This is a genomic window from Stenotrophomonas sp. NPDC077461 (genome assembly GCF_049545475.1).
In the GTDB taxonomy this organism is placed as follows: Bacteria; Pseudomonadota; Gammaproteobacteria; order Xanthomonadales; family Xanthomonadaceae; genus Stenotrophomonas; species Stenotrophomonas nematodicola.
The window spans coordinates 785,153-804,207 of sequence record NZ_JBMWDO010000001.1; the positions used below are offsets into that span (position 1 = coordinate 785,153).

The window sequence follows — 19,055 nt, forward strand, 5'->3', positions numbered from 1 at the left end:
GTCTACACCGGCCGATGGGGATCAGCCGCGCGCCAACGCCATCAGCCGTTCGGCGATGCGCTCCAGCGGCACCATTTCCTCGGCGGCGCCGAGCTTGTAGGCCGCGCCGGGCATGCCCCAGACCACGCTGGTGGCTTCGTCCTGGACCAGGGTTGGGGCGCCGGCATTGCGCAGCTCCAGCAGGCCGCGTGCACCGTCGTCGCCCATGCCGGTGAGGATGGCGCCGATGGCATTGGCACCGGCACTCTCGGCCACCGAACGGAACAGCACGTCCACCGCCGGTTTGTGGCGGTTGATGGGCGGGCCGTCGTCGATCCGGCAACGCCAGCGCGCACCGTCGCGGATCACGCGCAGGTGCCTGCCGCCCGGGGGCAGGTAGGCATGGCCGGGGAGCACGGCTTCACCGTCGCTGGCCTCGCGTACCGACATCGCCGAATGCCGGTCCAGACGCTCGGCGAACGCGCTGCTGAAGGTCGCGGGCAGATGCTGCGTCATCACCACGGCCGGTGCGTCGGCAGGCAGGCCTTCGAGCACCACGCGCAGCGCTTCGGTACCGCCAGCGGAGGCACCGATGGCGATCAGCCGATCGGTGGTGCGGAACTGGATCGAGCGCGGGGCAGGGGTGGCCGTGGTTTCCAGGGTGATGCGCGGCACGGTGGTGCGGGCAAGGCTGCGTACCCGCGAGCGGGCGGCCATCTTGACCTTGGCGATGATCTCATCGGCGTAGCCCTGCAGACCGCGCGCCACGTCCAGCTTCGGCTTGGACACGAAGTCCACCGCACCCAGCGCCAGTGCCTGCAGGGTGGTATCGGCGCCGCGCTCGGTCAGCGAGGAGATCATCACCACCGGCACCGGGTGCAGGCGCATGAGATTCTCCAGGAACGCCAGCCCGTCCATGCGCGGCATTTCCACGTCCAGCGTGATCACGTCCGGATGCAGGCGTTTGATTTTTTCGCGCGCCAGCAACGGGTCGGCCGCGGTGCCGACCACCTCGATGCCGGGATCGCTGGCCAGGATTTCGCTGAGCATCTGCCGGACGACGGCCGAGTCGTCGACAATCAGGACTTTGCAGGGCGGGCCAACGGTCATTCGAACAGCTCCACGCCGCCGGTGACGGGCGCACGCGACAGGCGTGCGCGTACGGCCGATTCGGTGGCGGCCACCTCCGCTTCGTGCGCGTGCGGCAGGCGCTGCACCACCACACGGCCGCTATCGGCGAAGAACCACACCTTGCGCGGATGGATGCCGCACAGGTCCTCGGCGATGATCGGGATGTGCTCGGCCTGCATGTACTGGCGCACGAACTCCGCGTTGCGGGTGCCGACCGGGTTGCTGGTGAAGCCCTTGAGCACGTTCGCACCGCCGAACACCTTGGCTTCCAGACGCTTGCGGTGCGCGCCACGCTTGAGCAGGTCGTTGATCAGCAGTTCCATCGCGTAGCTGCCGTAGCGCGCAGGCGCGCCATCGCCGACGTTGCCCTCGGGCAGCAGGAAGTGGTTCATGCCGCCGATCTTGAGCACCGGGTCGCGCAGGCAGGCGGCCACGCACGAGCCAAGCGTGGTGGTCAGGGCGGTGGTGTCGTCCACGGCCAGATACTGGGTCGGCAGCAGCTTGGCCGCCGTGACCTGGAAGCGGCTGTCGAAGTAGCGCATCACTTCGTCGCTGCGTGCGGCCTGGTTCATACCGGGGCTCCGGGTGCGCGCTTGTACAGGGTGCGCCCGCAGGGCTGGATCAGGTCGGCGGCGTGGAGGTAGTTCTCCGAGTGGCCGGTGTAGAGCAGGCCGTCGTCGCCCATGTGCTGGATCAGGCGCGAGAGGATGCCGCGCTGGGTGGGCTTGTCGAAATAGATCATCACGTTGCGGCAGAACAGGGCGTCGAAGGGGCCGCCGACGTCGTAGCGGGGGGCGAGCAGGTTGAGCGGGCGGAAGTCGATCAGCTCGCGCAGCGCCGGCAGCACGCGGCAGTGGCCTTCATTGGGGCCGGTACCGCGCTGGAAATAGCGTTTGCGCACGGCCGGGTCCAGTCCGGAAACGCGGTCGATGGCATAGACGCCACGGCTGGCGGTGGCCAGCACCTGGGTGTCCACGTCCGTGGCCAGGATGCGCACCGGCGGCTTGAGCGTGCCGAAGGTCTCGCAGGCGGTGATCGCCATCGAGTATGGCTCCTCGCCGGTGGAGGCCGCGCACGACCACAACTGCAGCGTGCCGTGGCCGCTGCGCGCACGCAGCTCGTCGGTGAGCTTCTCGAAGTGGTGCGGCTCGCGGAAGAAGGCGGTCAGGTTGGTGGTCAACGCATTGGTGAACGCCTGCCATTCGTCGCCGCCGTGGGCTTCGAGCTGGTCGAGGTAGTCGTGGAAGCTGCGCATGCCGAGTGCGCGCAGGCGGCGCGACAGGCGGCCATAGACCATGTCGCGCTTGGCCGGCGCCAGCGAGATGCCGACGCGCTGGTAGATCAGGTCGCAGATGCGGCGGAAGTCGCGGTCGGCGAACTCGAACTCGCGACCGGCCTGCGAGGTGGCCACAACGGGGGGAGGCGTGGACACGGCTCAGAACTCCTGCCAATGGCCGTCGTCGCGGGGCAGCGCGGCACGTGGCGCATGCGCTGCGGGCCCGGCGGCGGGGGCCACGGTGCGGGCCGGCGTGCTGCGTACCGGCTGCGGCGCGGCACGGCTGATGCGCGCGGTCACCGCGCTGACCGCCGCGGCCACCTGGTTGTCCAGACGGAAGATCGACACGGCATCGGCCAGCTGCGTGGCCTGCTCCTCCATCGCCCGCGCGGCGGCGGTGGCTTCTTCCACCAGCGCGGCGTTCTGCTGGGTGGTTTCGTCCATCTGCACCACGGTCTGGTTGACCTGCTCGATGCCGGCCGACTGTTCCTGCGAGGCCGCCGAAATCTCCGCCATGATGTCGGTCACGCGCTGCACCGAGGCGACGATCTCGCCCATCGTGGCACCGGCCTTGTGCACCAGTGCCGACCCGTCGTTGACCTTGCCGACCGAGTCATCGATCAGTCCCTTGATCTCCTTCGCCGCGCCGGCCGAGCGCTGGGCCAGGGTGCGCACTTCGCTGGCGACCACGGCGAAACCGCGACCCTGCTCACCGGCACGCGCCGCTTCCACGGCCGCGTTCAGCGCGAGGATGTTGGTCTGGAAGGCGATGCCGTCGATGACCGAGATGATGTCGGCAATCTTCCGGGACGAGGCTTCGATCGCACTCATGGTGGTGACCACTTGGCTCACCACGTCACCGCCCTGCGAAGCCACGGTGTGCGCCCCGATGGCGAGCTGGTTGGCCTGGCGGGCATGTTCGGCATTCTGGCGCACGGTGGAGGTCAGTTCCTCCATCGACGCGGCGGTTTCTTCCAGGTTGGCCGCCTGCTGTTCGGTGCGGCGCGACAGGTCGCTGTTGCCGGTGGCGATTTCGCCGGCAGCCTGGTTGATGCTGCTGGCCGACTCCTGGATCTGGCCGACGATGCGGGTCAATTGCGTGACGGTCGCGTTGGCGTCATCGCGCATGGTGGCGAACACGCCCTCGAACCGGCCCTGCATGCGCGCGGTGAGGTCCCCCTCGGCAATGGCCGACAGCAGCGCGGACAGCTTGCCCAGGTTCTCGTCGCTGACCTGCATCATGGCGTTGAGGTTGGTGATCATCAGGCGGAAATCGTGATCGAACCGCGTGCTGTCGCCGCGCTGGCTGAAGTCGCCGGCCGCCGCGGCTGTTGCCAGCCGCTTGATCTCGGCATTGATGCTGCCCAGATTCTGTTTGACCGTGTCCACGGTGGCGGTGATGGCTGCCTTCTCGCCAGGGTAGCGCGCGATGTCGGCGCGCAGATCGCCGACCGCGTACGCCTTGACCACTTCCAGCACCGCCTCCATCGTCTGCACGTGGGCGCCCACCAGGGTGTTGGTCTCATGCACCATCAGCCGGTACTCGCCGGGGAAGGCGCTCTCGTCGATGCGGTAGCTGACCTCGCCGGCGTCATGGCGGCGGGCCATGTCGCGCTGGGCGGTGATGACCCCGTGCAGCTGGCTCTGCATGCGCGACATGGCCTCGAGCAGGCGGCCGGGCTCATCGTGGGCCTGCTCGCCGATGCGGCTGTCCAGCCTGCCGCGCGCGATGCTCTCGGCAACGGTGGTGGCCTGGCGCAGGGGCAGGGTGATGCGGTTGCCGATCAGCCAGCTCAGGGCCAGGACGATCAGAACCAGCGCGCCGCCGGCGGCGGTCATGATCGCGGTGAACACCAGTGCCTGCTGCTGCACGTCTTCCATGTACACGCCACTGCTGATGACCCACTGCCACGGGGCGTACATCCCGGCATAGGAGGACTTGTCGAACAGCCCTTCTTCACCGGCCTTGGCCCACTTGTAGGAGACCACGCCGCCGCCCAGGCGGGCCATGCCGACCATGTCGTAGAACAGGCGCACGCCGTCCTCGGAACGGAAGTCCTTCATGTCCTTGCCGATCAGGTCCTTGCGGAACGGATGCATCAGCACGCGGTACTGCGTGTCGTAGACGCTGTAGTAGTAGGCGTCGTTGTCGGCGCGCATGCGGTCCAGCGCCAGCAGCGCGGCCTCCTTGGCCGCCGCGTCGGTCAGCTCGCCGGTTTCGGCGAGGTGATGGTAGTGGTCCAGGATGCCGTAGGTCAGTTCGACCTGGATTTTCAGGCTGTCCTTGCGGGTGTCGGTCAGGTCCAGGTACTGCATGCGGGCGGCGATCACCGCCAGGGCGATGACGCCCACGGCGATCAGCGCCGTCAGCAGGTTGAGCTTGCGACGGACGGACAGGTTGGAGAAGTACTGGTTCCAGCGGCTGATCAAGGTCATGGGCATGGCATCGTTGGTCGGCGAACGTGTCGCGGCAATGCAGTTATCGGCCGCGAACGGCTGCGGTTGAGGTGTGCAGGCTGAGCGTATTCAGGTTGCAGGCGGATGGCGCGGACGCCGCAAAGGAAAAAGGCTCCGGTGCCTTCGCACCGGAGCCTTTCGCGGTTCAGTCGTTGACCGGCGCGACGCGCTTAGAACTCCTGCCAGTCGCCGTCGGCCAGTTCGGTGGCGACCGGCCGGTTCGGCGCACGGCGAGCCGGTGCCGGCGCCGGCGTCGAACGGATCGGGCGCGGTGCGGCAGCGACCGGGGCGGCGACCGGTGCCGGTGCCAGGTCGCGCTCGTCCAGCGTGAAGATCGACACGGCATCGCTGAGGTGGCCAGCCTGTTCTTCCATCGCCCGCGCGGCGGCGGTGGCTTCTTCCACCAGCGCGGCGTTCTGCTGGGTGGTTTCGTCCATCTGCACCACGGTCTGGTTGACCTGCTCGATGCCGGCCGACTGTTCCTGCGAGGCGGCGGAGATCTCGGCCATGATGTCGGTCACGCGCTGGACCGAGGCGACGATCTCGCCCATCGTGGCACCGGCCTTGTGCACGAGCGCCGACCCGTCGTTGACCTTGCCGACCGAGTCGTCGATCAGGCCCTTGATTTCCTTCGCCGCGCCGGCCGAGCGCTGGGCCAGGGTGCGCACTTCACTGGCGACCACCGCGAAACCGCGACCCTGCTCACCGGCACGCGCCGCTTCCACGGCCGCGTTCAGCGCGAGGATGTTGGTCTGGAAGGCGATGCCGTCGATGACCGAGATGATCTCGGCGATCTTCCTGGACGAGGTCTGGATCGCACTCATGGTGGTGACCACCTGGCCGACCACCTCACCGCCCTGCGAGGCCACGGTGTGCGCGCCGATGGCGAGCTGGTTGGCCTGGCGGGCGTGCTCGGCGTTCTGGCGCACGGTGGAGGTCAGTTCCTCCATCGAGGCGGCGGTTTCTTCCAGGTTGGCCGCCTGCTGCTCGGTGCGGCGCGACAGGTCGCTGTTGCCGGTGGCGATTTCGCTCGCGGCCGAGCTGATGGCCTGGCTGGACTGTTTGATGCGGGTGACGATCCCGCTGAGCTGCTCGGCAGTGGCGTTGGCGTCGTCGCGCATGCGGGCGAACACGCCGTGGAAGTCGCCGTGCATGCGTGCGCTCAGGTCGCCCTGCGACAGGGCGGCAAGCAGGCCGGAGACCTGGTCGATGCTGCTCGCGTTGGCTTCGAGCAGGCCGTTGATCTGCTGGGCCAGTTGCAGGAAGAAGCCTTCCTTGCCGGCGTCATCAATGCGGCCGGACAGGTCGCCGGCGGCGGCCTGGGCGATGACGCGGGCCACTTCGGCTTCGACGGCGGCTTCCGGGGTGCGGTCGCGCCATTCGACCACGTGGCCGACGGTGTCGCCCTGCTCGTTGGCGATGGAGGAGACCACCTGCGCGAACTGGGCGTCGCCGAACTGCATCGGACGGCGGCTGACGCCATGCTCCTTGAGCTGGCTCAAGGTGCGCTGGTCCATCTCGTTGCCGTGTTCGAGCACGGTCACCGGCTTGCCGATCAGCGAGGTGGCGGCATCGAAGTCCGGCAGGTCCTTGCGGATTTCGTCCTGGTACCGGGTGAGCGTGTGCTGCAGGGCGCGGTTGGTATAGACGATGTTGAGGCTGTCGTCGGTCAGGTACACGCCGGTGGAGCTGTAGTCCAGCGCAGTACGGATACGCAGGTTCTCGCGGGCGATCGCCTGGTCGGTCTCGGTCCGCTCGCGCAGGTCGCGCTGCATGCGCTGCATGGCCTGCAGAAGGTCGCCCACTTCGTCCTTGCGGGTGACATCGATGTGGCCGTCGAGCTTGCCGCCGGCCACGTCGTTGGCCACCGAGACGGCGCCGCGGACACTGCCCACCAGCGAGCGGGCGAACAGCCACACCAGCACCAGGCCCAGCGCCGCGCCGCCGAGCAGGGCGATCACGGTCAGGGTGGCGGAGGCGGCGTAGGTGGATTCGGCTTCTTCACGCGAGGCGCGGGCGAGGCGGTTGTCCTCGGCGATCAGCGCTTCGAGCGCGGCGGAGGCCTTGCGGTGTCTGGTGCGGGTCTCACCGACGAAGGTGTCGACCGCATCGTCCGGCAGGTCCAGTTCGAGCATCTCGGTGACCGAGTCATAGGACGCCAAGGCGGCGTTCCAATCCTTGGCAAAGGTGTCGAACAGCTGCTTCTGCTGCGGGTTGTCGATCAGCGCCGGGTACTTCTTGATCGAGGCGTCGATCTTGCCGCGCAGATCGGTGGCACGCGTCTTGGCCTCGGCCTTGACGTCGTCGCTGGCGCGGATCAGACCCTGATAGGCGGAGTTGCGATACTCACCGACCATGCCACGGATTTCGCCAGCCATGCGGATGCTTTCCATCCGGTGACCCGCCAGCTCGGTGGTGACGTTGTTGAGCGAATACAAGCCACGATAGGCCACGATGCCCTGGAGCAGCATCACCAGCAGGATGACACCGAAGGTGAGCATCAGCTTGGGCATCAGTTTGAGGTTGTTGATCCACGGCATGGGCGGTGCGGTCTCCGGTGGCAAACGCGTCCGGGCATCGTGCCCGGTTGCAGCGACCACGCCGGCCAGCGCCGGCGTGGCATGGCGTACAGCGAATTACTTGATGTTGGCGAGCTTCAGGCCGGCCGGCGAGCTGACTTCGATTTCAGCGCGCGAGGCATCGCGGGCGATCTTGCCGATCACGCACACGGTCTTGCCTTCCAGGGTTTCCAGCGGGAAGCTGAACTTGCTGCGGTTGGCGCCGGCGATGCGGGCCGAGAAGGTGTGGCGCGGGAAGGCGCCGCCCATGTACAGGAAGGTCGGCTGGCCTTCGGAGCCTTCGGCGTAACGTGCCTTTTCCACCTTGCCGCAGACCATGCCGTCCTTGCCGACTGCACGCGGGGCCATTTCCGGCGGGATCATTTCGGCCGTCTGGGCGAAGGCGGACGAGGCGGTGGTGGCGAGCACGGCAGCAGAAAACAGCGCAAACAGGGACTTCATCGGATGGTTCTCCGGAGGATGTGGACAAGTTGGCCCGGCCTTGGGGTGTCCAGCACAGCCGGGTCCTGATTCCAGCTATCGGCCACGCGCGCGGGAACTGAAGGGTCAATGTCGACCTTCGTCGCAGTGCGCGGCGGCCGCGGGTCTGTCATCAGGCGGCGACGTCGTCGAGGGTGGTTGCCTGGCCCATGTCGGCGCTGTCCAGCAGGGTCTCGATGTCGAGCAGGATCAGCATGCGATCGTCCTGGGTGCCGATCCCGGAGATGAAGCGGGTGTCCACGGCGGCGCCGAACTCCGGGGTCGGGCGGATCTGCTCGGCGCTCAGGGGGATGACGTCGGAGACGCTGTCCACGACGATGCCGACGACGCGGTCTTCGACGTTGAGCACGATCATCACGGTGAAGGCGTCATAGCGCGCGTTTTCCAGGCGCAGCTTGAGGCGCAGGTCGATGACCGGGACGATGGTGCCGCGCAGGTTGATCACGCCCTTGATGTAGTCCGGGGCATCCGGCACGCGGGTGACCGAGTCGTAGCCGCGGATTTCCTGCACCTTGAGGATGTCCACGCCGTAGTGCTCGGCGCCGAGGGTGAAGCTGAGGTACTCGCCACCGGAGCTGGCGGCGCTGCTGTTCTTGTCGTTCATGGAGGCAATCCTGGGTCGGGCGTGGCGGTCGAAAAACCGGGCGTCACGCTGGATATCGGCCTGGGACGGAACGACTTTAGGGGGGGGCTGCCGCCGTTCAGCTTTCGCCGTTCCTGCGTGCCTTGCGCTGGCGGTCGATGCGGAAGATGTAGCGCTGGATCGCGCTGTCCGCGCCGCGCGGCAGTGCGTCGAAGCGCAGGCCGACGCGTTTCATCTCCACGCCGTTGGGCAGCTTCTGCGCGCGCATGTTGCAGGCCACCAGCGACACGTTGATGGGGCTGCTGTCGGGCAGCTCCAGGCGGCAGCCGTCGTAGCGCTTCTGCAGGCCGAACACCGGGCAGTCTTCGGCCACGGTGACGGCCAGGCCGCCACCGCTGATGTCCACCACGCGCATCGTCAGCGCTTCGCTGCGGTCGTCATCAACGGGCAGGACCAGCTTGGGCGAGTCGGTGATCGGCGTCTCCAGGCGGTACAGCTCGCGCCGCTGCAGGTGCACCAGTTCGGTCGGGAACGGGGCGCGGAAGCCGACGTGGCCTTCATTGTGGATGCGGACCAGGCCATCCAGGCGGAAGCGGACCATTACCCGTTCAAGCTGGCCGAAGCACAGCAGGTGATCGGCCGCCTCGGCGGCGCGGTTGGAGGTTTCCGAGGGACTGCCGTCGAGCAGCAGTTCGTCCTCGTCCTCGTCCAGTTCCAGTACCGCCGTGGGGAACGACTGGTCGCGGCCGTCGATGTGCGCATTGATCAGCGACCGCTGGTCGATGAGCGCCTGCAGCAGCTGGCGGATCTGCCGGGGGTTGCGGACCAGGTACTTGTCATCCGTACCCGGGTCGGGCGCGGCATGGGTTCCGTCGTGTGCGGGAAGGCTGCCTTCGGACATGGAATCTGCTGGGTTGGGCGGATGCCGGCATCACACGATCCCGGGGCTCAGTCCGTTTATCGGCATCAGATCACATTTATGTAGGGCGAATATCGACAGGGCTGGATCGGAACGACGACACCCCGCCGGGGCGGGGTGTCGGATCAAACGCGATGCGAGGATCGGTGCGGCGTCAGAACTCCTGCCACTCCGTGTCGTTGGCCAGTGCCGGCTCGCGGGCCGGCGCGCGGCGCGGTGGGGCAGCGGCCGGGCGCGGACGCGCGGCGCCGGCCGGGCGTGCCGGTGACGCAGCGACCACCGTCGAGCGTGCCACAGGCGCGGAGGCGGCCTGGCCGTCGAGCTTGAACAGCGCCACCGCATCGGTCAGATGGCCGGCCTGTTCTTCCATCGCCCGCGCGGCGGCGGTGGCTTCTTCCACCAGCGCGGCGTTCTGCTGGGTGGTTTCGTCCATCTGCACCACGGTCTGGTTGACCTGCTCGATGCCGGCGGACTGCTCCTGCGAGGCTGCCGAGATCTCCGCCATGATGTCGGTCACACGCTGCACCGAGGCGACGATTTCGCCCATCGTGGCGCCGGCCTGGTTGACCAGCTGCGAGCCCTCGGCGACCTTGCCGACCGACTCGTCGATCAGACCCTTGATCTCCTTGGCGGCGCTGGCCGAGCGTTGCGCCAGGGTGCGCACTTCGCTGGCGACCACGGCGAAACCGCGACCCTGCTCACCGGCACGCGCCGCTTCCACGGCCGCGTTGAGCGCCAGGATGTTGGTCTGGAAGGCGATGCCGTCGATGACCGTGATGATGTCGGCGATACGGCGCGAGGACGCGTCGATCTCGTGCATGGTACTGACCACCTGGCCGACCACGTCGCCGCCCTGCGAAGCCACGGTGTGCGCGCCGATGGCGAGCTGGTTGGCCTGGCGGGCGTGTTCGGCGTTCTGGCGCACGGTGGAGGTCAGTTCCTCCATCGAGGCGGCGGTTTCCTCCAGGTTGGCCGCCTGCTGCTCGGTACGGCGCGACAGGTCGTTGTTGCCCGACGCGATCTCGCCGGCTGCCGTGCTGATGCTGGACGAGGCCTGCTGGATGCGTCCGACGATCTGGGTCAGCTGGGCAACCGTGGCATTGGCATCGTCGCGCATGCTGGCGAAGACGCCGTGGAACTCGCCGTGCATGCGGGCGGTCAGGTCGCCGTTGGCGATGGACTGAAGCAGCTGCGACAACTGCGACAGATTGCCGTCGGCCACTTCCATCATCGTGTTCAGGTTTTCGATCATGACCCGGAAGTCGTGCTCGAAACGCAGGCTGTCGCCGCGCTGGCTGAAATCGCCGGCCGCCGCTGCCTGGGCCAGGGTCTGGATCTGGGTATTGATCGCCAGCAGGCTGGCCTTGGCCGCGTCCATCGATTCGTGCAGGATCGCGCGGCTGCCCGGCAGGCGGCGCGCATTCTGCGACAGGTCACCGGCGGCGTACTGGTTGAGGATGTCGATGGCGTCCTTGATGGCATCCAGGTGGTCGAACACCACGGTGTTGGTGCCGACGGCCAGCTCACCGTAGACGCCGGGGAAATCGACCGGCATGCGATGGGAGATGTCGGGACCGGCGTGCATCGCGGCCATCTGGCGGGTTTCGTCGGAGTAACGGCGCAGCATGGTGGTCATGTCGCTGGTGGCGGCCAGCATCTGGCCGGCTTCATCGGCACCGGTGGCGCGGATGGTGACGCTCAGGTCGCCGCGGGCCACCGATTTGATCGCATGCACCGCCTGCGACAGCGGACGGGTGATCGCCCGCGAGATCACCAGGGCCAGCGCGACGGCCACGAGCGACAGCAGCACCATGCAGGCAATGATGGCGATCACACTGGTGCGATGGACGGCATTGGCATTGGCGATCTTGCTTTCCATCAGGCTGTTGCTGAACGCACCCAGCTCCTTGAGGTCATCGAACAGGGTGCGTCGGGCGGGGCGCGACTTCTCGTCGGAGATCTGCCGCGCAAGCGCGCCGTCACCGGCGGCCACGGCGGCGCGGAGTTCGGCATTGGCGTGGAAGTAGGCGTCCACATCGGCGGACACTTTCCTGAACAGCGCCCGCTCACGGTCGCCGGCCGGCAGCGCGGCGTAGGCGGCGAGTTCATCGCGCACGATCTTGGCGGTGCTGTCCATCCGCGTGTTGTAGTCGGCGACCTTTTCGGGCTGGTCGAACATGCTGACCTGCGCCATTTCATAGGTGCGGAATTCGCCGAGCTGCGAGCGCACTTCACCCAGGTGCTGCACCGACGGGATGTCGTTGCCTGCCATTGCGGCCAACTGCGCATTGGCACCGTTGAGGCGGACCAGGGCGAACACGCCGAGAACGACGGTCATCAGGGTGGTGAGGGTGAATCCCACCGCCAGCTTGCGGGCGATGGGCAGATCGTGGAACCACTTCATGGTCGGAACTCCGGGCAGGGCGGGGTGCACAGCCGTGGGGTGCTGGGCGCAAGGGGCGTGGCGGAACGTGGGGTGGGGCGCGGGCGGTGTGACGACGGTGTCAACGCTCTTCCGGGATAACGGCGCTGTGCCGCCGCAACTTGAGTGTTGGATGTCACATTTTTTCGGCGCGCTGTGGGTATCGCAGTCGGTGCAGGCGCCAGCAACGGCAGGGAATCGGCGGCGCGGCTGGCGACGGCGCGTCTATACGCCAACGTATCCATGCCAATCAACGTCACACTTCCAGGCAAGCAGAGAACGACCTCCCGGAATGCGTTGTGCCGGCCAGCGGTCGCACCCCGCCCCGTCAGGACGCGGGCGGGCAACGTCGAGCGACGGACGCTGCCCGGCGCGTCAGAGAACGTGTGATGCCGGCCAGCGGCCGGCGCTCCGTGGGGCGATCGCGGGGCGCGTGATGCCGTCGCCCCGGGCGCGAAGAACAGAACGCCCCCGCGCGTGGCGGGGGCGTGCATTCACCGGTGATACGCGCGCGTTACGCCGCCTGCGGCATCCGCAGCGAGCGCACCAGGCCGCCGATATCCACGATCAGCGCGACGCGGCCGTCGCCCAGGATGGTGGCGCCGGAAACACCGCTGATCCGGCGGTAGTTGTTCTCGATGTTCTTGACCACCACCTGCTGCTGGCCGACCAGTTCGTCCACTTCCAGCGCGATCTTCTGGCCATCGCCTTCGACCACCACCACCAGCGAATCGTCCTTGGTGCGACCGCTGTAGCCGTAGTACTCGCTGAGCGAAAGGATCGGCAGGTACTCGCCGCGAACGCGCAGCACACGGCCTTCGCCGGCCATCGTGCGGACGTCCTCGGCCTGCGGCTGCAGGGCTTCGAGCACATAGGCCAGCGGCAGGATCAGGGTTTCGCCGGCCACCGACACGGTCATGCCGTCGAGGATGGCCAGGGTCAGCGGCAGGCGGATCAGCACGCGGGTGCCGTTGCCGGCCTGGCTTTCCAGCTGCACTTCGCCCCCCAGTGCCTGGATGTTGCGGCGGACCACGTCCATGCCCACGCCGCGCCCGGAAAGATCCGTGACGGCATCGGCGGTGGAGAAGCCGGGCTGGAAGATGAGGTCCCAGACCTGGGCGTCGGTGGGGTTGTCCGGCACGCTCAGGCCGCGTTCGACGGCCTTGGACAGAATCTTGTCGCGGTTCAGGCCGCGGCCGTCATCGCTGACTTCGATGACGATGTGCCCGCCCTGGTGCGAGGCGGCAAGGGTGATCGTACCGGTCTCGTCCTTGCCGGCGTCCCGGCGGACGTCGGGCATTTCCAGACCGTGATCGATCGAGTTGCGGACCAGGTGCACGAGCGGGTCGGCGATCTTTTCGATCAGGCCCTTGTCCAGTTCGGTGCCTTCGCCGATGGTGCGCAGGCGGACGTGCTTGCCCAGACGCGAGGACAGATCACGGACCAGGCGCGGGAAGCGGCGGAACACCGCGTCCACCGGCAGCATGCGCACCCCGATCACGGCTTCCTGCAGGTCACGGGTGTTGCGCTCGAGCAGGTCCAGACCGGCGAACAGCTGCTCGGCATGGACCGGGTCCAGGGCGTGCGAGACCTGCTTGAGCATGGCCTGGGTGATGACCAGTTCGCCGACCAGGTTGATCAGCGCGTCGACTTTTTCCACGGCGACGCGGATCGAGGTTTCCGCTTCGTGCGCGGCGGCGGCCGGCGCTGCGGCAGCGGCGGCCACAGGTGCGGCTGCCGCTGCGGGGGCGGTGGCCGCTGCCGGTGCCGTCGGGGCGCTGGTGGCCAGACTCGGCGGCGCAGCCGGACGGATGTCCAGTTCGCAGTCGTCCACCACCCATGCGAAGGTGTCTTCGATTTTGCTGCGCGGGACCTTGCCCACCAGCCCGAGGTCCCAGGCCAGGTGAGCTTCGAGCGGATCGAGCTGCGCAAACCCGGGCAGGCGCTCCATGCGCGCGGCGACCTGCAGCGAGCCCAGGTGCTCCAGCTCGCGGATGATGCGCAGCGGATCGTTGCCGCTCATGAACAGCGACGGCGCCGGTACGAAGCCGATCTGCCAGGCTTCCGGCGTATCGTCCACCGGCGCGGCGGCAACCGGGGCGGCAGTCGCCACGGCCTGTCCGGACAGCACGGCTTCCAGGCGCGCCTTGACGTTGGCTACCGCCTGCGGATCGGCGGGCTGGCCATGTTCGGCTTCGCGCAGCAGGGCCCGCAGGACGTCCACCGAGGACAGCATGGCGTCCACGGCGGCCGGTTCAAGTGCGCGCTTGCCGGCGCGCAGTTCATCCAGCAGCGTTTCCAGCACGTGGGTCAACCCGGCAATCGCGTCGAAGCCGAAGGTGCCTGCGCCGCCCTTGATCGAATGCGCGGCGCGGAACACGGAGTTGATGATCTCCGGGTCCTGCTGGCCCGATTCGAGTGCCAGCAGTCCGGCCTCCATCGCATCCAGCCCTTCGCGGCTTTCTTCGAAGAACGTGGCGTGGAAACGTTGCAGATCCATGCTCATGGTGCGTTGGGTCCGGTTGCGGGAAGGGGGAGGGCGGAAGCGAAGCGGGCTGAGGCTCAGCCGAGCACTTTCTGTACGGTGGCGACCAGCTGTTCGGGATTGAACGGCTTGACCAGCCAACCGGTGGCACCGGCGGCCTTGCCTTCGGACTTCTTGTCGGCGGCCGACTCGGTGGTCAGCATCAACATCGGCGTGAACTTGTAGTCGGCCAGCTGGCGCAGTTCGCGGATCAGCGAGATGCCGTCCATGTTGGGCATGTTGACGTCGGTGACCACCGCATTGAAGCGCTGACCCTTGGCCCGGCCGAGTGCGATCGCACCGTCTTCGGCTTCTTCGACGGTGAAGCCGGCCGAGGTGAGGGCGAATGAGACCATCTGGCGCATTGACGCCGAATCGTCCACCACCAAGATACGTGCGCTCATGCAGCGTTCTCCACAGATTTCAGGTTGTCATGGGGTGCATCCAGGCCCAGGGCCTGGGTGACGCCGAGCAGGCGCGCGGCGTCACGGAAGGTTGCAGTGCAACCGTCGAATCCGGTCGCATGGCCCGCCTGGCGGCGGGCGTCGACGAATGCGCACAGGACCTGCATTGCTGCGGTATGGATACGGCTGACTTCGCTGGCATCCAGCGTCAGTGCGCCAGCCTGGTCCACCAAAGGGGCCAGGCGGGATTTGAGCTCGGTGCTGGTCTCGATACCGAGATCACCACCCAGGGCCACAGTGCTCATCGTTGCTCCGGACAAACGGTTCCGAGGTTGATAACGGCCCCGTGAGGGGAACCTTTAGGCCCGGTGCGTCGGGCCTGCCGTCAGTTCAGCAGCTGCGTGGCATCGAGCAGGATCATCGGCTGGGCGGTGACGCGGGCGACGCCACGGAACAGGTCGTTGGAGATCTGGCAGATGCGGGCCGTGTCGGGGGGTTCGATCTGCGAGTCGGTGAGGTTGGCGACGTCTTCCACCGCCGAGACCCGCAGCCCCATCGTTTCGCCGTCTTCCTCGAGCACCACGATGCGGGTATTGGCATCGTTGGCGGCCGGGCCGCTGCCCAGGTGGATGCCCAGGTCCATCACGGGGACCACCTGGCCGCGCAGGTTCATGATGCCCAGCATCGCCGGCGCGGTGCCGCGCAACGGCAGCAGCGGCACGGGCAGCACCACTTCCTGCACCTTCAGCAGTTCCAGTGCATAGGCCTGGGTGCCGCAGCGAAGGCGCAGCCAGCGCGAGGTGCGTTCGCTGGCGCGGCGGTTCTCGCGCGGGCTGGAGGCGGGGTCGCGTGCCTGCGCCTGCAGTTCCTCCCAGCTGTTGGGGCGGCCGCCGCGCGGCGCCGGCGGCGCGGCCGGGCGTGGCAGGGGCGTCGGCGTCGCGCGTGCGACCGGGGCCGGTACCGCAGATGGCGGCGGTGGCGGTGGGGTCGGCGTGGGCGCGGGAGCCGGTTCGGCTGCACGCGAGACCACGGCCGGCGGCGCGCTGTCGTGCAGGACCTCGTCGGGCAGGTCGTCCCAGCCCGGACGCGCGGCTGACTCGGGTGCAGGCGACATCACCGGTCCGAGCGCGGGATCGTTCATCAGCTCGTCGAGCAGCGCCAGGTTGGCCGGTGCGCCGGGTGAGGTGGGGGTGTCATGCGCGGGCGCGGCCTGGACCGGTCCGAGCGCGGGGTCGTTCATCAGCTCGTCGAGCAGTGCGAGGTTGGCCGGTGCCCCGGGCGCGGTGGGGGTGTCCTGCGCGGGTGCGGCCTGGACCGGTCCGAGCGCGGGATCGTTCATCAGCTCGTCGAGCAGCGCCAGGTTGGCCGGTGCGCCGGGCGAGGTGGGGGTGTCATGCGCGGGCGCGGCCTGGACCGGTCCGAGCGCGGGGTCGTTCATCAGCTCGTCGAGCAGTGCGAGGTTGGCCGGTGCCCCGGGCGCGGTGGGGGTCTCGAATGCGGCAGCGGTGGCCAGGACGTCGTGTTCCGCCTCGGGGCGTGCGAACTCGGCGCTGATCGCCTGCGCGACGCCGCCGGCATCGTCCTCCTCCACGGCGGGCGGAGCCGCTGCCGCCACGACGGGCGCGGTGGGGACGGCGTCGCCGAGCAGCTGCTCCAGATAGTCGTCGAGCACGCCGGTGGTACTCATGCCGCGCGCTCCATCTGCTGGGCGTCGTCGGCCAGGATCCATTCCAGCGCGCGGCGATAGGCGGCCAGGCCGCGGCCGGGGTAGTCGTCCGACTGCGACGGCACGGTCAGGCTGGCGGCGTTGCAGATGCGGGTATCCACGGGGATCGCATCTTCCCAGACACGCTGGCCGTGGCGTTCCTGCATCAGCTTGACGGTCTCGTGGCCGGCGCGGGTGCGGCGGTCGAACAGCGTCGGCAGGATCGACATCGGCAGCGTGCGGCGACGCGAGCGCTCGACCATCTCACCGGTCCGCACCATGCCGTCCAGGCCGTGCAGCGCCAGCGGTTCGGCCTGGGTGGGGATGATCAGGCGGTCGGCGGCGGCCAGCGCGTTGATCATCAGCAGGCCCAGCGTCGGGGCGCAGTCGAGCAGGATGTAGTCGTGCTGGCCGTGGTGCCGGGTCAGCGCCTGCTGCAACGCCAGCCCGAGCCCGGGCTGATTGGCGCTGCGGCGCTCCAGGGTGGCCAGCGCCGCCTGGGCGCAGACATGGTCCAGCCCCGGAATGGCGGTGGCATGGGCGAGCGCGGACAGCTCGGCCGGCGGGGTGGCGAACAGTTCCAGCACGCCCTGCGGCGGCGGATCGAGCGCCACACCGAACGCGCGGGTCAGCGAGGCGTGCGGATCCAGGTCGATCAGCAGCACACGGTGGCCGAGCGCGGCCAGGCCGCGACCGAGCGCGAGGGTGGTGGTGGTCTTGCCCACGCCGCCCTTCTGATTGGCAATGGCCCAGATACGCATGCGGTTCACTCCTTCATTGCAGGGGGGGCGGCGGCGCCGACGCGGCTGCCAGCCGGCACCGGTGGCAACTGCACCGGCGCGATGGGGGAAACGGTGGAGCGGGAGGGCGCGGCAGCGGTGGCCGGTGCGGCGCGTTCGGTATCGGCGGTGAGCTGCGGGCCGATCGGGTCCACGCCCTGGGAGGTGTCGGCCAGGATGATCACCATCACCCGGCGATTGCGGTTGCGCCCTTCGGCGCTGGCGTTGTCTTCGCGTGGACGGAACTGGCCATAGCCGACCATCGCCAGCCGCGAGGGCTGCAGGCCCTGGTCGGCAAACAGATGCACCACGCTGGCGGCGCGCGCGGCCGAGAGTTCCCAGTTGGACGGGAACAGCGCGGTGGCGATCGGCACATTGTCGGTGTGGCCTTCCACGCGCACCCCGTTGGGTGCGTCATGCAGCACCTTGGCCAGGCTGGACAGCGTGTCGCGTGCATGCACGTCCAGCGTGGCCGAGCCGGTGGTGAACAGGATGTCGCTGTTGATCTCCACTTCGATCCACAGTTCGGTGCGGCGCACGGTGATCATGCCGCGCTCGATCAGCGGCGCCAGCGTGGCGGTGAGACGGTCGGCGATGCCGTTGAGCTGGCGCTCGGCGCGCTTGAGCTGTTCCTGGTTGTGCACCGAGACCGGCATGCGCATCTGCGAGGCCATCGCCGGCAGCAGCGTGGGGTCGTTGGACGGCGCCGGTGCGGACGGGCCGATCCTGGTCCCCGATTTGATCACCGACGGACTGTCCCAGCCGCCGCCCTGGACCTGCTGGTTGCCCACCTGCACCGGGTTGATGGTGCGCGGCGCGCCCCCGAAGGCGGTGGTCAGGGCATCGGCCATGACCCGGTACTTGCCCTCGTTGATCGAGGAGATGGCGTACATCACCACGAAGAAAGCCAGCAGCAGCGTCATCAGATCGGCATAGGGGATCGCCCAGGCCTCGTGGTTGGCATGCTCTTCGTGGTGCTTGCGACGGGCCATGTCAGTGCAGGAAGCCGGACAGGTTGGTTTCGATGTTGCGCGGGTTTTCGCCCTGCGCGATCGAGATCAGGCCTTCGATGATCATCTCGCGGTCGCGGCTGTTGTGGTGGATCACGCTCTTGAGCTTGGCCGACACCGGCAGGAACAGCAGGTTCGCCGAGGCGATGCCGTAGATGGTGGCGGTGAACGCCGCAGCGATGCCGTGGCCCAGCTTGCTGGGGTCGGCAAGATTCTTCATCACCGCGATCAGGCCCAGTACGGCGCCGATGATGCCCAGGGTGGGCGCGTAGATGCCCATGCCCTCGAACACCTTGGAGGCGGCCAGGTCCTGGCTCTCCTGGCTGCCCAGTTCGATTTCCATCATGTGGCGGATGGTTTCCGGCTCCACGCCGTCCACCAGCAGCTGCAGCCCCTTGCGCAGAAACGGATCGTCCTGGGCTTCAACCTGGGCTTCCAGGCCCAGCAGGCCCTGGCGGCGGGCAATGTTGCTCCACTCGACGATCTGCTGGATGAGCTCGCGGCGGTCGCTGCTCGGCGGGCGCACGACCCAGCGCACGATCTTGAAGGCATGCTTGAACACGGCCGGAGAGGTGTGCAGCAGGATCGCGGCGAGGGTGCCCACGATCACGATCACAAAGGCGGCCGGCGACCACAGCGAGGCCAGCCCCGCGCCTTTGAGGATGCTGCCGCCGACCAGTGAGGCCAGGGCGAGAAAAAGTCCAATGAGGCTGAGTCTATCCATGAGTCCGGTATCGGCTTGTGTGAATGGGACTTGAGACGCCGACGGAACAGGGTGATGCGGCGGTCACACTTTTGGAGGGGGAA

General features: G+C 68.1%; 16 protein-coding genes. All 16 read right to left on the minus strand.

Annotated elements, in window-relative coordinates:
* Positions 1-21 precede the first annotated feature (21 nt).
* A complete protein-coding gene (locus ACPEH8_RS03785; protein ID WP_017356392.1) occupies positions 22-1,089 on the minus strand; it encodes a protein-glutamate methylesterase/protein-glutamine glutaminase in 1,068 nt (355 codons plus the stop codon).
* Entirely contained in the window at positions 1,086-1,682 is a 597-nt protein-coding gene (cheD, locus tag ACPEH8_RS03790; RefSeq protein ID WP_423666077.1) for a chemoreceptor glutamine deamidase CheD, read from the minus strand. Before cheD ends, ACPEH8_RS03785 begins: the two co-directional genes overlap by 4 nt.
* Positions 1,679-2,521: a CheR family methyltransferase gene (locus tag ACPEH8_RS03795; protein WP_017356390.1), complete on the minus strand. Its 843-nt coding sequence runs from the start codon at positions 2,519-2,521 to the stop codon at positions 1,679-1,681. The genes cheD and ACPEH8_RS03795 overlap by 4 nt, the downstream gene beginning before the upstream one ends.
* Before the next feature lie 24 nt (positions 2,522-2,545).
* Complete coding sequence (locus ACPEH8_RS03800; RefSeq protein ID WP_423666079.1) at positions 2,546-4,822, minus strand: methyl-accepting chemotaxis protein; 2,277 nt, start codon at positions 4,820-4,822, stop codon at positions 2,546-2,548.
* Between the two features lie 191 nt (positions 4,823-5,013).
* A complete protein-coding gene (locus ACPEH8_RS03805; RefSeq protein WP_136004039.1) occupies positions 5,014-7,383 on the minus strand; it encodes a methyl-accepting chemotaxis protein in 2,370 nt (789 codons plus the stop codon).
* 96 nt (positions 7,384-7,479) lie between these two features.
* Positions 7,480-7,863: a hypothetical protein gene (locus ACPEH8_RS03810; RefSeq protein ID WP_017354387.1), complete on the minus strand. Its 384-nt coding sequence runs from the start codon at positions 7,861-7,863 to the stop codon at positions 7,480-7,482.
* A 151-nt stretch (positions 7,864-8,014) separates the two neighbouring features.
* On the minus strand, positions 8,015-8,506 hold the full coding sequence (locus ACPEH8_RS03815) for a chemotaxis protein CheW (protein WP_017354388.1): 492 nt from the start codon (positions 8,504-8,506) through the stop codon (positions 8,015-8,017).
* Between the two features lie 97 nt (positions 8,507-8,603).
* Entirely contained in the window at positions 8,604-9,386 is a 783-nt protein-coding gene (locus ACPEH8_RS03820; RefSeq protein WP_017354389.1) for a flagellar brake protein, read from the minus strand.
* 172 nt (positions 9,387-9,558) lie between these two features.
* A complete protein-coding gene (locus ACPEH8_RS03825; RefSeq protein ID WP_166472945.1) occupies positions 9,559-11,808 on the minus strand; it encodes a methyl-accepting chemotaxis protein in 2,250 nt (749 codons plus the stop codon).
* A gap of 532 nt (positions 11,809-12,340) precedes the next feature.
* Positions 12,341-14,332 carry a chemotaxis protein CheA gene (locus ACPEH8_RS03830; protein WP_136004042.1) on the minus strand — a complete coding sequence of 664 codons (1,992 nt, stop codon included), beginning with the start codon at positions 14,330-14,332 and terminating at the stop codon, positions 12,341-12,343.
* A 56-nt stretch (positions 14,333-14,388) separates the two neighbouring features.
* Positions 14,389-14,754 carry a response regulator gene (locus ACPEH8_RS03835; RefSeq protein ID WP_136004044.1) on the minus strand — a complete coding sequence of 122 codons (366 nt, stop codon included), beginning with the start codon at positions 14,752-14,754 and terminating at the stop codon, positions 14,389-14,391.
* On the minus strand, positions 14,751-15,059 hold the full coding sequence (locus ACPEH8_RS03840) for an STAS domain-containing protein (RefSeq protein ID WP_136004046.1): 309 nt from the start codon (positions 15,057-15,059) through the stop codon (positions 14,751-14,753). The genes ACPEH8_RS03835 and ACPEH8_RS03840 overlap by 4 nt, the downstream gene beginning before the upstream one ends.
* An 80-nt stretch (positions 15,060-15,139) precedes the next feature.
* Positions 15,140-16,441, minus strand: coding sequence for a chemotaxis protein CheW (locus ACPEH8_RS03845; RefSeq protein ID WP_423666081.1), 1,302 nt, complete (start codon positions 16,439-16,441; stop codon positions 15,140-15,142).
* Positions 16,438-17,220 carry a ParA family protein gene (locus ACPEH8_RS03850; RefSeq protein ID WP_136004050.1) on the minus strand — a complete coding sequence of 261 codons (783 nt, stop codon included), beginning with the start codon at positions 17,218-17,220 and terminating at the stop codon, positions 16,438-16,440. The genes ACPEH8_RS03845 and ACPEH8_RS03850 overlap by 4 nt, the downstream gene beginning before the upstream one ends.
* Positions 17,221-17,225: 5 nt before the next feature.
* Positions 17,226-18,230, minus strand: a complete 1,005-nt coding sequence (motD, locus tag ACPEH8_RS03855) for a flagellar motor protein MotD (protein ID WP_136004051.1) — start codon at positions 18,228-18,230, stop codon at positions 17,226-17,228.
* A 1-nt stretch (position 18,231) separates the two neighbouring features.
* On the minus strand, positions 18,232-18,972 hold the full coding sequence (locus tag ACPEH8_RS03860; RefSeq protein ID WP_017357458.1) for a flagellar motor protein: 741 nt from the start codon (positions 18,970-18,972) through the stop codon (positions 18,232-18,234).
* Positions 18,973-19,055 lie beyond the last annotated feature (83 nt).